The organism is Porphyrobacter sp. HT-58-2 (genome assembly GCF_002952215.1).
In the GTDB taxonomy this organism is placed as follows: domain Bacteria; phylum Pseudomonadota; class Alphaproteobacteria; order Sphingomonadales; family Sphingomonadaceae; genus Erythrobacter.
Genome location: NZ_CP022600.1, coordinates 2,775,909 through 2,790,747, shown reverse-complemented (window position 1 = coordinate 2,790,747; position 14,839 = coordinate 2,775,909). Strand labels below are relative to the sequence as shown.

Annotated in this window: 13 protein-coding genes; 1 reads left to right on the top strand and 12 read right to left on the bottom strand. The window is 66.2% G+C overall.

Features of this window, described 5'->3' with window-relative positions; all coding sequences use genetic code 11:
* Positions 1-18: 18 nt before the first annotated feature.
* Genes CHX26_RS13160 through CHX26_RS13115 form a run of 10 tightly spaced genes read right to left on the bottom strand, consistent with a single transcriptional unit; the run spans position 19 to position 12,480 of the window.
* Positions 19-945: a response regulator gene (locus CHX26_RS13160; RefSeq protein WP_104942761.1), complete on the bottom strand. Its 927-nt coding sequence runs from the start codon at positions 943-945 to the stop codon at positions 19-21.
* Positions 942-2,432 carry an ATP-binding response regulator gene (locus CHX26_RS13155; protein WP_104942760.1) on the bottom strand — a complete coding sequence of 497 codons (1,491 nt, stop codon included), beginning with the start codon at positions 2,430-2,432 and terminating at the stop codon, positions 942-944. Before CHX26_RS13155 ends, CHX26_RS13160 begins: the two co-directional genes overlap by 4 nt.
* A complete protein-coding gene (gene atzF / locus CHX26_RS13150; protein WP_104942759.1) occupies positions 2,433-4,199 on the bottom strand; it encodes an allophanate hydrolase in 1,767 nt (588 codons plus the stop codon).
* Positions 4,196-7,780: an urea carboxylase gene (uca, locus tag CHX26_RS13145; protein WP_104942758.1), complete on the bottom strand. Its 3,585-nt coding sequence runs from the start codon at positions 7,778-7,780 to the stop codon at positions 4,196-4,198. Before uca ends, atzF begins: the two co-directional genes overlap by 4 nt.
* A complete protein-coding gene (locus CHX26_RS13140) occupies positions 7,777-8,412 on the bottom strand; it encodes an urea amidolyase associated protein UAAP2 (protein WP_104942757.1) in 636 nt (211 codons plus the stop codon). The genes uca and CHX26_RS13140 overlap by 4 nt, the downstream gene beginning before the upstream one ends.
* A 17-nt stretch (positions 8,413-8,429) precedes the next feature.
* On the bottom strand, positions 8,430-9,251 hold the full coding sequence (locus CHX26_RS13135) for an urea amidolyase associated protein UAAP1 (RefSeq protein ID WP_104942756.1): 822 nt from the start codon (positions 9,249-9,251) through the stop codon (positions 8,430-8,432).
* Entirely contained in the window at positions 9,248-9,760 is a 513-nt protein-coding gene (locus tag CHX26_RS13130; RefSeq protein WP_104942755.1) for a CopG family ribbon-helix-helix protein, read from the bottom strand. Before CHX26_RS13130 ends, CHX26_RS13135 begins: the two co-directional genes overlap by 4 nt.
* Positions 9,761-9,772: 12 nt before the next feature.
* Positions 9,773-10,555, bottom strand: coding sequence for an ABC transporter ATP-binding protein (locus CHX26_RS13125; protein WP_172449918.1), 783 nt, complete (start codon positions 10,553-10,555; stop codon positions 9,773-9,775).
* Positions 10,551-11,366, bottom strand: a complete 816-nt coding sequence (locus CHX26_RS13120; protein ID WP_104942753.1) for an ABC transporter permease — start codon at positions 11,364-11,366, stop codon at positions 10,551-10,553. The genes CHX26_RS13125 and CHX26_RS13120 overlap by 5 nt, the downstream gene beginning before the upstream one ends.
* A 31-nt stretch (positions 11,367-11,397) precedes the next feature.
* Positions 11,398-12,480, bottom strand: coding sequence for a putative urea ABC transporter substrate-binding protein (locus CHX26_RS13115; RefSeq protein ID WP_104942752.1), 1,083 nt, complete (start codon positions 12,478-12,480; stop codon positions 11,398-11,400).
* Positions 12,481-12,686: 206 nt separating this feature from the next.
* On the opposite strand from CHX26_RS13115, the gene CHX26_RS13110 reads away from it, so the two are divergent.
* Positions 12,687-13,613, top strand: a complete 927-nt coding sequence (locus CHX26_RS13110; RefSeq protein ID WP_233997161.1) for a Vgb family protein — start codon at positions 12,687-12,689, stop codon at positions 13,611-13,613.
* A 24-nt stretch (positions 13,614-13,637) separates the two neighbouring features.
* On the opposite strand, the gene CHX26_RS13105 is transcribed toward CHX26_RS13110, so the two are convergent.
* Positions 13,638-14,030, bottom strand: coding sequence for a DUF1489 family protein (locus CHX26_RS13105; RefSeq protein WP_104942750.1), 393 nt, complete (start codon positions 14,028-14,030; stop codon positions 13,638-13,640).
* Between the two features lie 30 nt (positions 14,031-14,060).
* Entirely contained in the window at positions 14,061-14,819 is a 759-nt protein-coding gene (locus CHX26_RS13100; protein WP_104942749.1) for a glucose 1-dehydrogenase, read from the bottom strand.
* Positions 14,820-14,839 lie beyond the last annotated feature (20 nt).

Sequence of the window (14,839 nt, the reverse complement as noted above, 5' to 3'; positions counted from 1 at the left end):
TGGTTCAGGTGTCTGAATTTATTCAGAAAGATACCGCACAGCGACTGCAGTTGCGGCAGCGCGCGTTTCCACACCGAGCTTTCGGAACACCTGCTCCAGGTGCTTGTTGACCGTGCGCGGGCTGATGCCGAGAATCTCGCTGACCGTGCGGTTGGTCTTGCCATAGCTGACCCACAACAGCACCTCGGCCTCGCGCCGGGTCAGATCGGTGTTGCGCAGCAGGACATCGACCTTGGAAGCCTCGCCCACTTCGGTGATCTTGAACAGCGCCTCTTCGGGGCGGTCGCTTTCGGCCAGCGCGACCTCGATCTCGATCCCGGCAAGCTTGAGCGTGACGTTGCTGCCGTGGCCCGGATCGCCGCGCAATTGGGCAAGGGCGGGAGCAAGGCCTAACGGCACCCTGCTGCTGTTGCTGTCCCAGTCAGGGTCAAGGCGCTGAAACAGGCCCTCGGCCTGCGGCGTGCACCACAGCAGGTCGCCTGCAATGCCGATAGCCGCAAGGCTGCGCCCGGCGCGGCCCAAGGCGAGGCGCGAGCGGTACGAGGCGCGGGCATTGGCAAGATGCACCCTCATGCGCGCCAGCAGTTCGCCGACCACCACAGGCTTGCGGACGTAGTCGACCCCGCCGGTTTCAAGGGCAGCGATGACATGATCAGGATCGGTCAGGCCGGTCATGAAGATCACCGGGATATGCGCGCTCGCCGGGTTCGCCTTGATCCGGCGGGTGGTCTCCAGCCCCGACAGGCCCGGCATCACCGCATCCATCAGGATGAGATGGGGCAACACCTCGCCCAGCAGTTCAAGCGTTGCCTCGCCGCTGCGAGCGATCAGCACGTCCATGCCTTCTGCTTCGAGAGTATCGACCAGAAAGCGCAATGATTCAGGATTGTCGTCGACCACCAGAATGCAGTCGCGCGCGCTGGATGGGCGGTCTGTCGCAATCATGTCCCGTTCTCCGTCCGCGCCAGCGCTGCCAGCGCCTTGAGGTCGAAAGCGTCAAGATACACGCGCATCCGCTCTGCCAATGCAGCCGCCTGCGGTCCTAGCGCGGCGATGGCATCGATCTGCGCCTCGATCGCGCGGACATGGCCGATCCGCACCAGCCGTGCGATTTCGTCCAAGTGGGGCCGGGCCTCTGCCACCATCAAGGTGGGCAGCGCGGCGTGGGCGTCGTCCTTTGCGCTTGTGGGCGGCTGCGGCCATTCCAGACCGAGCTGTTGGCTGATGACGTCGAGCAGCACGGCGAAATCGAACGGCTTGGTCACGAACACATCGTTGACCGGAGCACCATTCTCCTCCGGGCCCGACTGCTGCGCTTCGCCCGATAGCATTACAATCCTGAGCCGTTGGCCATGGCGCTGGCGCAGCAATGCCGCTGTCTCCCACCCGCTCATGCCCGGCATGGAGACATCGAGCAGAACCAGATCGAGCTGCATGTCGCCTGCCTGTGCCAGCCCTTCTTCGCCGCTGGCGGCGCTCTTTACCCGAAAGCCGCGCGCCTCCAGCAGGGCGCGCAGGGCTTCGCGGTGTGCGGGATCATCATCGATCAGCAACAGCCTGCGCTCGCGCCCGAGGTAAAGGTGCGGCGTCTCGCCCTCTGGCAGATCCGCAGGCGGCGTCAGGGGCTGCGAGAGCATCAGCCGGACGATGAAGCGCGAGCCTTCATCGGGCGTGCTCTCCACCGTCAGTTCGCCGCCCATGATATGCACCAGCGCCTGCGTGATCGCGAGGCCGAGGCCGACCCCTGCCCGCTCTGCGGAAGCGCCGCCGCCGCGCTCGAACGGCATCAGGATGCGCGCCATGTCATCGGGCGGGATGCCGATCCCGCTGTCGACCACCTCGAACCGCGCCAGCTGGTTGCGGTAATGCACCTTCAGCGCGACTGTCCCATGATCGGTGAACTTGATGGCGTTGGACAGGAGATTGATAAGCACCTGCCGCAAACGCTTGGGATCGGTGCGGACGAATTCGGGCAGGCTTGGCGGTGCATCCAGTGTGAGTGACAGACCCTTCATCGTCGCTTGCGGAGCGAACATGTCGACCACCTGCCGCAGAAAGGCAGGAAAGCGGATCGTGTTGCGCGCCAGCTTCAATGATCCGCTTTCGACCTGCGCGATATCGAGCAGGCCTTCGACAAGGTTGGACAGGTGTTCGGCGCTGCGGCGGATGACCTTGCCCGCTTCGACCGGATTGTGTCCTTCGCCGCGTTCAAGCAGCTGGGCATAGCCGTAGATCGCATTGAGCGGCGAGCGAATCTCGTGGCTGACGCTGGCGAGGAAGCGGGTCTTGGCTTCGTTGGCGGCTTCGGCAGCGTCCTTGGCGCGGGCCAGTGCTGCGTAATCGTCGAGCAACGCCGCCAGCGTCGCCGCATGCGCATCCTCGCCGCGTTCATGCAGCAATGTCAGCAGGGTATCGGCGGCATCGTTCGGCAATCAGTCCCTCCCGATATAGGCGCGCCAGCCGCCCAGATGGGTGATGTCCTCGGCCCCAAGGGTCGCGCGCGGCTCGGCGACGAAGCCCTTGACGCTGGTGCCGTCGGCAAGCGTGACCGTGCCGATCGCCAGCGGCGGCGGGACTTCGGCAACGAAGCTGCCGAATTCGGCCATGCCCAGCTCATACACCTCGAGTGCGATTTCGCCGCCATCGGGGCTGTGCACGAGGGCAGGCTTGGGCGGAACAGAATCGGCCATGGCGTAAAGGCGATAGGTCGGCGCGGTGGTGAATGCACCGATGAATTTCGCGCTCCGGCTGGTGAGCTGCCAGTGCAGCGGCATGCCTTCAAGATGCGCGCCGACGACGGCGAGTTTGACGGTGTCCATGTGGTCTCCAAGGTCAAGCGGGGGGAGGGCGGGAAGCATTGCGGCTGCGAGATAATCCTGCGCCATGGCGATCAGCGCGAGGTCGCTGTGCGCCGGGCCGATCAGAGTGATGCCGAAGCCTGTGCCGTTGTGCCGCGCGCCTGCCGGTACCGCGACCGCAGCCATGTCCAACAAATTGACGAAATTGGTGTAGCGCCCGAGATTGCTGTTGAGCGCCACCGGCGCCGCGGCCAGTTCGGCGACGCGATAGGTGGTGCCAGTGGTGGGGAAGGCGAGCGCATCGACGTGGTGCCACAGTGCCTCGGCATGGCGGGCGAGTTCGGCGAGGCGATAGATCCCGTTCCAGGTCTCGACCGCGGTCATTGCGAGACCGGGTTCAAGGATGCTGCGCACGGTGGGTTCGATAGCATCGGGATCGCTCTGCAGCAGGGCTTCGACCGCAGCAGTGCGCTCGGCCACCCACGGCCCGCCATAGAGCAATTGCGCGGCTTCGAGCAGCGGGGCGATGTCCACTTCGACCAGCGCGTGCGTCTGGCCCAGCACCGCCAGTGCGCGCGCGTAGAGTTCCTCCGACTGCAAATCGCCGAAGAACACCCGCTGGTCAGGGCGCGGAACGCCGATGCGCTTGCCCGCAATCGCCACATCGGCCAGCGGGCGCGAGAAGGGGTCGGCCGCATCGAACCCCGCAACCACGCTGTCGACCAGCGCCGCATCGCCGGGCGCGTCGGTGAACACGGTGATGCAGTCGATGCTGCGACACGCGGGCACCAGCCCCTGCGTGCTCCAGCGGCCCTTGGTCGGCTTCAGCCCGACGAGGTGGTTGAACGCCGCCGGAACCCGCCCCGATCCCGCCGTATCGGTGGCGAGCGCGAAGGCGACCAGCCCCGCCGCCACCGCCACCGCCGAGCCGGAACTCGATCCGCCGCTGACATAGGCGAGGTTGCTGGCGTTGCGCGGCGCGCCATAGGGGCTGCGCGTACCGACAAGGCCGGTGGCGAACTGGTCGAGATTGGTCTTGCCGACGCAGATCGCGCCCGCCCCCTCAAGCCGTTCGATCACCGTCGCCGAGCGTTCCGGCTGATAGGCGAAGGCGGGGCAGGCGGCGGTGGTCTCAAGCCCCGCAACATCGATATTGTCCTTGGCGGCATAGGGCACGCCTGCCAGCGGCAGGTACTCGCCTGCCGCCACGCGCGCGTCGATGGCGCGGGCGGCGTCCAGCAGGGCTTGCGGGTCGGCGCGGCTGATCCACACCTGCGGCTGGATCGCGTCATAGGCGGCGAGCCGGGCGAGCGTGGCTTCCATCACCGCGACCGCGCTGCTCTCGCCCGCAGTGACGGCGGCTGCGATGGCCCCGGCGGAAAGGCGTTCGGGCGCGGTCACGAGGCTCTCCTCAGCGCCAGCATCGGCGCGCCAGGCTGGAGCGACTGGCGTTCCTCGATATAGAGCGCGGCGATGGTGCCACTGGCCGGGCTTTCCAAGGGGCATTCCATCTTCATCGCCTCGATCACGGCGATAACCTCGCCTTCGGCCACCTCGTCACCGGGAGCGACCAGCAGCTTCCACACAGAGCCGCCAAAGGGCGCCTCGATCAGGTCGGTACCTTCGGGCAGGTCGATGGCTTCGGCCGCTCCGGGCGCATCTTCGGCAAGCAGATCGGTGACGCGGTCGAATTCGCCGCTTGCCTCCCACGCGGCGCGTTCGGCATCGAAGGCGGCCTGTCGCTGGGCCTCGAACGTGGCGATGCTGTCGGCATTTTCCTTCAGGAAGGCGCGGTAATCGGCGAGGCGGAAGGTGGTCTCCTCCACCCGGATCGACCGCCGCCCGGTGGGAAAATCGCGCCGCCATTCGGCCAGTTCCTCTGCCGAGACCGGATAGAAGCGGATCTGGTCGAAGAACCTGAGCAGCCACGGCTTGCCATCGACGAAAGCATCGGTTTGCCGGTGGGTGTTCCACACCTGGATGGTGCGCCCGAACAGCTGGTAACCGCCCGGCCCTTCCATGCCGTAGATGCACATGTAAGCCCCACCGATGCCGACCACGTTGGGCGGGGTCCAGGTGCGCGCGGGATTGTATTTGGTGGTCACCAGCCGGTGGCGCGGATCGACCGGTGTCGCCACCGGCGCGCCGAGATAGACATCGCCGAGGCCTAGCACGAGGTAGCTGGCATCGAAGATCAGGTCTTCCACCGCCTGCGTATCGGCAAGGCCGTTGATGCGGCGGATGAACTCGATATTGTCCGGGCACCACGGCGCATCGTCGCGCACTGCGCCCATGTATTTCTCGATGGTCTCGGTGATCGCGGGATCGCGCCAGCTCAGCGGCAGGTGGACGATGCGCGACGGCGTGGTGAAATCCTCCAGATCGCCCATTGCCTCCTCGGCCTGCATCAGCGCCGCGAGCGCGCCCGCCTGATCGAGCACCTTGCCGTCGAAATGCAATTGCAGCGAACGGATGCCGGGGGTGATGTCGATCACGCCGGGAAGCTGCATCGCTTCGAGCTGCTGCATCAGCGCGTGGACGCGGATGCGCAGTTCGATATCGAGCACGATCTCGCCATATTCGACGAGGATGTTGCGATCCCCCTGCTGGCGCCATGTGACGCGCGGGCGGGCGCCTTGCGCGGGCAATTCGGCGAGGATCGGGGAGAGGGTGGCAATGCTTCGCGCTGCTGTCGGCGCGGGCAGGGCGGTGAGCGGCGCGGCGTCGGCAGCCATGGCGTCGTCGATGGTGACGGGGACGAAGCGCACCCGGTCATCGGGCGCAAGTTGCCCGATCTTCCAGCGGTCGGCGGCGATCACGGTGAAGGGGCAGACGAACCCGCCCAGCGATGGCCCGTCCGGCCCGAGGATGATCGGCATGTCGCCGGTGAAATCGACCGCGCCGATGGCATAGGGGTTGTCGTGGATGTTCGACGGATGCAGCCCCGCCTCGCCCCCGTCGCGCCGCGCCCATTCCGGCTTGGGACCGACGAGACGCACCCCGGTGCGGTTGGAGTTGTAATGCACCTGCCAATCGGCGGCGAGGAAGCGGGCGATATCATCCGGCGTGAAGAAATCGGGCGTGCCGTGGGGGCCGTAGAGGACGCGCAGCTCCCAGCTCTTGCCGAGCGGTGGCAGGCCCCCGGCCAGTGCCGGGGCCGTGGTCTCGCCCCCGGCGAGGTGCAGCACATCGCCCGCCACCAGCGCGCGCGCGGCGTGGCCGCCGAACTGGCCGAGCGTGAAGGTGCTCGCGCTGCCGAGATAGGCGGGAATGTCGAGCCCGCCCGCGAACAGGATATAGCCGCGCATCCCCCCGCCGCTGACCCGCCCCATGGCAAGCGTCTGCCCGGCGGCAACGTCGAGCGGCTGGCCGAGCGCCACCGGCGCGCCGTCCAGCTTCGCGCCGAAATCCGCGCCCGTCAGGCAGATGCGCGCAGGTGCCTCAAACAGCAGGGTCGGGCCGCTGGCAGTGATTTCCAGCCCCGCCGTGCCTTCGGGGTTGCCGAGCAGCAGATTGCCGAGCCGAAGCGAGCGATCATCCATCGGCCCCGAAGGCGGCACGCCCACGTCCCACAGGCCGAGCCGGCCGGGCCAGTCCTGCACCGTGGTCGATGTGCCGCCGGAGATTACCCGGATGCTGGCGGGGTGGTGGGTGACGCTCGCCAGCAGGCGGGTGGTGACATCGCCGCTGATGAAGCGGGGTTCGCCGAGCACATCGCGCAGCCACCTGAGGTTGGTCTCGATCCCGTCCACGCGCGATGCTGCGAGCGCGACCTGCATCGCCGCAATCGCGTCCTCGCGGGTTGCCGCATGTGTAATCAGCTTGGCCAGCATCGGATCGTAAAAGGCGCTGACATTGCTGCCCGCCATCACCCAGGTCTCGGCCCTGACATCGCCGGGAAAGACGACATTGGTAAGCTTGCCCGTGGTCGGGCGGTAATCCAATGCCGGGTCTTCAGCGTAGAGCCGCACCTGCACGCTATGGCCCTTGGGGGTCGGCGCTGGGGCATCCAGCATGGCGAAATCGCCCGCCGCGCCGCGGATCATCCATTCGACGAGGTCGATCCCCATCACCTCCTCGGTGACGCCGTGTTCGACCTGAAGCCGGGTGTTCATTTCGAGGAAGAAGAATTCCGCGCGGTCGGCATCATAGAGGAATTCGACCGTTCCCGCCGAAAGGTATCGTGCCACTTCGCCCAATCGCACCGCCGCCGCGATCAGCGCGGCGCGCTTGGCTTCAGGCAGGTTGGGGGCGGGGGCTTCCTCGACCACCTTCTGGTTGCGGCGCTGGAGCGAACAGTCGCGTTCGCCCAGCGCCATGACGCGGCCCTGCCCGTCGCCGAAGACCTGCACCTCGATGTGGCGGGCATTGGCGATGTAGCGTTCAAGGAACACGCCCGCATCGCCGAAACTCGCCTGCCCCTGCCGGACGACAGCGGCAAAGCCCTCGCGCACGGCGGCCTCGGTTTCGCAGATCCGCATGCCGATGCCGCCGCCGCCTGCCGTGGCCTTGAGCATCACCGGATAGCCGATGCGCGCGGCAGCCTCTGCCGCCTCGTCCTCGCCGGTCAAGAGGCCCGTGCCGGGAGCGAGCGGCAGGTCATGCGCCTCGGCCAGTGCGCGGGCGGAATGCTTGAGGCCGAAGGTGCGGATGTTGTCAGGCGTCGGCCCGATGAAGGCGATTCCCACCGCGGCGCATTGTTCGGCGAAGTCGGCGTTCTCGGCGAGGAAGCCGTAGCCCGGATGGATTGCACCCGCGCCGGTCGCCTGCGCTGCGGCAAGAATCGCGGCGACGTTGAGGTAGCTTTCGGCGGCGGGGGCGGGGCCGATGCACACCGCCACATCGGCCTGCGCCACGTGGAGCGAGCCTGCATCGGCCTCGGAATAGACCGCCACCGATTTCAGCCCCATCCGCCGACAGGTGCGGATGATCCGGGTGGCAATCGCGCCCCGATTGGCGACGAGGACCGTGTCGAAACTCATGCCGCAACGATCATGCGCACGGGGGTGGGGTTGAAGGCGTTGCAGGGATTGTTGATTTGCGGGCAGTTGGACACGACCACGACCACGTCCATCTCGGCTCTGAGATCGACTGTCAGGCCCGGTGCTGAAATTCCGTCGACAATCCCGAGCGTTCCATCCTCTTCCACCGGCACGTTCATGAAGAAGTTGATGTTGGACACGATGTCGCGCTTGCCGCGCCCTTGGGTGAGGTTGGCTTCGAGGAAATTGTCGACGCAGGCGTGCTGATGTCTCGTGTGATGTCCGTAGCGCAAAGTATTGGATTCGCACGAACACGCCCCGCCGATCGTGTCGTGATAATCGACCGCGGAGCCGGCGATCGTCATCATCGGGTTGCCCTCGTTCGACAGCAGCACGGTGCCGGTGCGCAGGAACAGGTTGCCCTGCGCGGCGACGGTGTCCTGCGCCGAATAACGCTCGGCATCGTCGGAGGCGGCATAGATCAGGAAATCGACCGCCTGATTGCCCTCGACATCGACGATGCGCAGCGTCTGCCCCTTGGCAACATGGTGCAGCCAGGGCGCACGTTCCGGGACGATGGTGTCGAGAACGATGGAACCGGAAAGGCCGGAGAGGGCCGTATCGTCAGTCATGGCAGGGTTTTCCTGTCTCAGCGGCGGTAATAGTCCTCGACATTGAGGAAGGCGCGCTGCCCTTCTGGCGTGGCATTGCGCAGCGGGTCGGTTTCGGGCGTGATCGCGCCGCGCCATGCGGTGAGGCGCAGCGGGGTGGAGCAATATTCGGGGCGCGGGTCGCGCACGTGGGGGCAGTTGGCGATGACCACGATCACGTCCATCTCGGCCCGCAGAACCACGCTGCGTCCCGGAGCGAAGGGGCCGATGACCGGCGTGATCGCCCCGTCGGCCTCGATCCGCGTGCCCTTGAACAGGTTGATGCACGGGTGAACATCGCGCCGCGTCAGCCCGTGCTTGGCCGCGCCCAGGATCAGCCGGTCGCGACCATTGGGGAAGGCGCCGGAATTGCGCCCCTCGCCATATTTCGCTTCATTGGTGGCGGCGTTGGAGGTGCCGCAGAAAGCGTCATGGGTTTCCGCATCGTCGGCAAGGATGCTCATCAGCACCCGGCCCATGTCCGACAGCAGCAGTTTGCCGACACCGAGGTAGGCGTTCCATTGTACCTTGACGGTGTCGGCAACATTGAGCCGTTCGGTCGGCAATTCGGCATTGAAGATGTTGAGCGAGGCGCAGGCATCGCCGCCCTTGTCGATCAGGCGCAGGCGGGTGCCGCGTGACAGCCTCCGCGAGGTGTAGCCCCCCGGCGCGACGGTTTCCTCCCAAACGAGGTCGGCAGGGGCAACATCGTCGGGCAGGTCGTCGGCCACCGGCGGGAGGATCGGCATGGTCTCTACCCGCGTGCCGCCTTGGGCGCGGGCGTGTTCGCGGGCGGCCTTCGGATCTGCCGTCTGGCTCATTCGGCGGCCTCCTGCGCGGGGTCGGTCGCATCTGGCGCACCGGCTGCGTCCTGTTCGTGCAGCGGCGGCAGCAGGGCGGTGGTGGTGACCAGCTGCAATTGCTGCACGCCCCTGATCTTGCGCAATGCATCGCACATCTGCTTCAGCCGCACTGCCGGGCCTTGCACCAGCAGCACTTCAAGCGACTGATCCTGTTCGAGGAAGACGTGCTGCGAGGAGATGACCTCCTTGAGGTAATCGCTCTGGGTCTCGGCAAGCTGCTGGCGCACCCTTCCGCCGCCGCCGGCATAGACGATGGTGACCGTGCCAGCGAGCATATCGTCCGGGCGGGTCAGTGCCTCATGCTCGGCCAGTGCATGACGGATCAGCTCGGCGATCAGCTGCGAGCGGGACGGGAGCCCGCGTTCTTCCACCATCACGTCGAGCTGGCGGAACAGGTCTGCCGGAAGGCTCATGGACAGGCGGGCCAACCGTGCAGGTTCGGGGCGCGAAGGCTCTGGAGTGCTCATGGTTTGGCCATCTCAATTATTACCAATCGTGTCAATCGTAATACCAGTATCCTCGCCAATCCCCGCCGCCATTTTCCGCGTCAGCGTGATGTCGTAGATCACGCCTGCGCCGTAACGATGCGGCGCGTGCGGATCGTGGCGGCGCTTGTCGAGCGTGAGCACCCGCGTGCCGAGCCCAAAGGCTTCCTTGATGTCGTGGGTTACCATGACGATGGTGAGGCCGAATTCGCGCCACAGCCGGGTGATGAGCGCGTGCATGTCGGTGCGGATGCCGGGATCGAGCGCGCCGAACGGCTCGTCGAGCAAGAGGATGCGCGGCCGCTTGATCAGCGCCTGCGCAATCGCGAGGCGCTGCTGCATCCCGCCTGACATTTCGCTGGGGTAGAGGTTCATGCTGTCGGCGAGGCCGACTGCGGCGAGCATTTCCTGCGCCTGCGCGATGGCGGCCTTGCGGGTTCCGCCAAACAGGCGCGCGGCCAGCGGCGCCTGCGCGAATTCCAGCCCCAGCAGCGTATTGCCGAGCACAGTCAGATGCGGGAAGACCGAATAGCGCTGGAACACCACCCCGCGATCCGGCCCGCATTCCCTGGGCAGGGGCGCGCCGTCTAGGGTGATGCTGCCTCGGCTCGGTTGGTCCTGCCCGAGGATGACGCGCAAAAGGCTGCTCTTGCCCGCCCCCGAAGGCCCGATGATCGACACGAAAGAGCCCTCGGCAATGTCGAGGCTGATGCGTTCGAGCACCACCCTCTCGCCATATTCGACCCAGACGTTGGCAAGGCTCAGCATCCGATCAATGCCCCGCCTTGTGCGCCCAGCCGAACAGGCTGCGGCTGGTGCGGGTCAGCAGGAAATCGATGGCGACAGCCAGCAACGCGATCCACGCAACATAAGGCAGGATCACGTCCATCGCGAGATAGCGCCGGACAAGGAAGATGCGGTAGCCAAGGCCCACATCCGCCGCGATGGCTTCAGCCGAGATCAGGAACACCCAGGCCGGGCCGAGCGACAGGCGCAGCGCCTGAATCAGCCGCGGCATGGCCTGCGGCAAGGCGACGCGCAGCAGCAATTGCCAGCTCGATGCGCCCAGCGTCAGCGACTTTACCACCTGTTCGCGTGGCAGGGCGGCGATATGTCCGGCCAGATCACGGATCATGAAGGGAGTGATCCCGACCACGATCAGCGCCACCTTGGCGGTCTCGCCAAGGCCGAAGGTGATGAACAGGATCGGCAGCAGCGCAATCGGCGGGATGACCGCGATCGCCGTTACCGTTGGACCAAATGTGGCGCGCACCGGCGGCAGCGCGCCGAGAACGAGGCCTACCAGCAGCGCCGACAGCGTGGCAATGCCGAGGCCCATGCCGAGCCTGCTGAGGCTGGCGATGGTATCAGCCCAGAACAGGTATTGCCCCGAGAGCGGATCGGCTTCGAACACCAGCGCCGCCATGGCGCTCGCCATCGCGCCGGGCAGGGGCAGGATCTTGTCGGCGGGATTTCCCGCATGGCGGGCCGCAGCGGCGAAGATATAGCCGAGCGCCAGCACCCCCAGCGGGAGCGCGCCAAGCAGCAGTGCATTGCTGCGGCTGATTGTGCGGTTTACCCAGCGCATCGCCTCGGCCCCCGCTATCCGCCCGCCGCCCTTACAGCTTGCCGTCGGCGGCCAGTTGCATGAACGTCGGATCGAAGCGCAAGGTGATCGCGTTCGGATCCCCCAGCGTCTTGCCGCCGGGGAACTCCATGCCCACCGCATCCGCTGAGCGCGCGCCCTGACCGAACAAGCCTTGAGCGAAGCTGAAATCGCGCACGCGGGTCATGGTGGTGACGAGATCGGGCGATTCCATTGCCGCCACCGCCGCTGCCGGGTTAGTGTAGAGGAAGGTCGTGGCGAGCTGGCCTTCGAAGGCTTCCGGCGTGGTGCCAGCCAGCTTGGCCATGGCCGCGCGCGCGGCAGCGCCTTCGGCATCCTGCTTGGCCATCAGTGCCATCGTCTCGTACCAGATGCCCGCGAGCGCCTTGCCGAGGTTCGGATTGGCCTTGAGCGTAGCGGTGTCGACCACCAGCAGATCGAGAATCTCGCCCGGAATATCGGCCGAGGTGAAGACAGCAGTGGTGCCGGGAACGCCCTTCATCGTCGTCACCTGCGGGTTCCAGGCCACGGCGGCGGTGACCTCAGGCGAGGCGAAGGCGCTGGCGATGTCGGCATCGGCGGTGTTGACCGTCTTGACGTCGGTCAGCTTCATGCCGTTCTTTTCGAGCGCGCGGGCGAGCAGGTAGTGTGACACCGACAGCTCGACCAGATTGACTTCGCGCCCCTTGATCGCCCCCACATCGCTTGCGCCTTTCAGGAGCACCGCGTCATTGCCGTTGGAATAGTCGCCGAGGATGATCGCGCTGGTATCCTTGCCGCCCGCCGCCGGAATGGTCAGCGCATCCATGTTGGCGACCGTCACCCCGTCCAGCTTGCCAGCGGTGTACTGGTTGACGCTTTCGACATAGTCGTTGACCTGCACGAACTTGATCGTGATGCCGTATTTATCGCCCCATTTCTTCACGATCCCGGCCTGCTCGGCATAGGGCCAGGGCATCCATCCGGCGTAGATCGACCAGCCGATGGTGAATTCGGTGCGCGGCTCGGCCGGCCCCTCCGTTTCCGAACACCCAGCGACCGCCAAGGCGCAGGCGATCAAGAGGAAGCGGGCCGCGCGGCGAAGCTGATGGAGCATGATTCGGAATCCTTTCGCAGTCGCAGCATCACCCCATCAGCCGCTTTTGTCTATGGGGAATTATTACGATTGCTAAAAAGTGTAATATCCGCGACCATCATGCCAGTCTTGCCGGGGTTGCGCCTGCCTGCGAGCCCCGCGCCCGGACGATACAGGAAAGGATTGCGATGGCCCGATACCCGGCAGCACGCCCGTTCTCGCTTCTCATGGCTTCGGCCCTGCTGGCCTCTTCCTGCGGCCCGGGTGATCCGCCGCCTCCGGCAGAAGGCCCCGCGCCCGATCTCGTCGAAAAGGCGCTGCAGGTGCCGGGCTTTGCCGATTTTCTCGCGGTCGATGGCGATGCCGTCTGGGTCACCAATGACGGGCGGGTCGAGAAATGGTCGACGTCCGAAAAGCTCGCCAGCTTTGCCGTGCCGCGCCCGTGCGGGACTATGGCGATTGCCGAAGGGTCGCTGTGGGTCGCCAATTGCAAGGGTGCGGAGATCTATCGCATCAATCTCGAGACTGCGACGCTCGAAGCCAAGGTCGCCACCGGGCTAGCCAATGCCAAGGGCGAGACCAATGTGGTCGCGGGCGCAGGCTCGGTCTGGGTGGCGAGCGACCCGGCCGGCAAGGTCGCGCGGATCGATCCAGCCACCAACGCAGTGATCGCCACCATCCCGGTCGCGCCTGAGACCTGGTATCTCGCTTATGGTTTCGACGCGATCTGGGCCGTCAGCAGCGAGGGCAAGCTGCTCCAGCGGATCGACCCGGCCACCAACACCGTCACCGGCACCGCGGCGCTGGGCGATACGCCGGGCTTCCTCGCGGCGGGCGAGGGCGCGGTGTGGGTGCAGGAACAGGGCGACGGCACCGTGGCCAAGGTCGATCCGGACACGCTGGCAGTGGCGGGCCGCACCAAGGTTGGCGACAATCTCAAGTGGGGCGATATCGACACCGGCGGCGGGGCGGTGTGGCTGCGCACCACTGACGATCAGACGATGGTGGTGATCGATCCCGAGAGCGGCGCGATCCGCGCGCGGATGGGTGCGGCGGTGGGCAGCGGCGCGCTGCGCTGGACGCCCGCAGGCGTGTGGACATCGGCCCACGACAACCAGACGCTTTCGTGGTGGAGCGCGCCGCCAAAACCCTGAAGCGGGTGCAGTCGCACGCCCTGATCAGACGAGGCCGAGCCGCTCCAGCTTCATCGCGAGACGGCCGGGCAGGGCATCGCCGATATCCTCGCCCTCCGCGACATCGCGCGGCGCTTTGTCCTCGGTAAGGTAACGCCAGCCCTGATGCGCGCGCTTGGGTTGCGTATGGACGCGGATCAGGCGCGGCTCCAGCACGATGTCCCAGCGCCCGTCATCAGTCTTGGCAAAGCCGAGGATCGGCGAACGCGCCACGATCGCGTGATTGATGATCCAGTAAAGCGAGCCGCCGATGCATTCCTCGTGCCGGGTCGGACGGTTGCGGGTCGTGAGGCCGATGGCTTCGCGCCCGTCAAACCAGCGCGCCAATTGGTCATAGCTTTTCGCCCCGAAGGCGATTTTGGTAAGGTGGAGAGGCATGGCGCCAATGTGGGGCAAAGCGCCCCGCGATCAAGCGATGGAGAGGCCCCCGTCCACAATGAAGGGTGCGCCGGTGGCAAACTTGCTTTCGTCGCTGGCAAGGTAGACCACCAGATGCGCGATATCCTCAGGCAATCCCATGCGGCCGATGGGCTGCGCAACCGAAAAGGCCGCGCGGGTGGCATCGGGATCGGGCGTTCCGGCGATCACGCTTTCGACATTGGGGGTCAGGATCGTCCCCGGCTGGACAGAGTTGACCCGCACGCCGTTCTTCTCCCGTGCGCAATAGAGCGCGATGCTTTTGGTCAGGGTCACCACCGCCGCCTTGGCGGAGTTATAGGCGGCAAGATCGGGCGAGGGCTTGTTGCCCGCCGCGCTGGAGAAATTGACGATGGAGCCCCCGCCCCCCTTGGCCATCAAGGGGATCGCCGCCTTGCAGCCCATGAAGATCGAATCGACATCGACGGTGTAGCAACGCCGGAAATCCTCAGGCGAGATGTCGGCGATGCTTCCGAACACGGTGATCGCGGCATTGTTGACCAGCACGTCGAGCCGACCGTGGGTGGCTTCGACCTCGGCTATGACCGCTTGCCAGCGCGCCCAGTCGGTGACGTCCTGATGGAGGAAGCCGCAGCCCAGTTCCTCCGCCGTGGCGCGGCCTGCGGCTTCGTCGATGTCGGTGATGATCACTGTCGCGCCCTCGGCCAGCAGCGCCTTGGTCGCTGCCTTGCCGAGGCCCATCGCGCCGCCGGTCAGCAGCACCACCTTGCCCGAAACCCGTCCTGCCATTGCACTCTCCCCGATAGTCT

Bases quoted from the DNA above. Each gene is read 5' to 3' on its own strand.
- CHX26_RS13160 (WP_104942761.1), bottom strand. From the start codon at position 945: ATGATTGCGACAGACCGCCCATCCAGCGCGCGCGACTGCATTCTGGTG.
- uca (WP_104942758.1), bottom strand. From the start codon at position 7,780: ATGAGTTTCGACACGGTCCTCGTCGCCAATCGGGGCGCGATTGCCACC.
- CHX26_RS13140 (WP_104942757.1), bottom strand. From the start codon at position 8,412: ATGACTGACGATACGGCCCTCTCCGGCCTTTCCGGTTCCATCGTTCTC.
- CHX26_RS13135 (WP_104942756.1), bottom strand. From the start codon at position 9,251: ATGAGCCAGACGGCAGATCCGAAGGCCGCCCGCGAACACGCCCGCGCC.
- CHX26_RS13130 (WP_104942755.1), bottom strand. From the start codon at position 9,760: ATGAGCACTCCAGAGCCTTCGCGCCCCGAACCTGCACGGTTGGCCCGC.
- CHX26_RS13120 (WP_104942753.1), bottom strand. From the start codon at position 11,366: ATGCGCTGGGTAAACCGCACAATCAGCCGCAGCAATGCACTGCTGCTT.
- CHX26_RS13115 (WP_104942752.1), bottom strand. From the start codon at position 12,480: ATGCTCCATCAGCTTCGCCGCGCGGCCCGCTTCCTCTTGATCGCCTGC.
- CHX26_RS13110 (WP_233997161.1), top strand. From the start codon at position 12,687: ATGGCTTCGGCCCTGCTGGCCTCTTCCTGCGGCCCGGGTGATCCGCCG.
- CHX26_RS13105 (WP_104942750.1), bottom strand. From the start codon at position 14,030: ATGCCTCTCCACCTTACCAAAATCGCCTTCGGGGCGAAAAGCTATGAC.
- CHX26_RS13100 (WP_104942749.1), bottom strand. From the start codon at position 14,819: ATGGCAGGACGGGTTTCGGGCAAGGTGGTGCTGCTGACCGGCGGCGCG.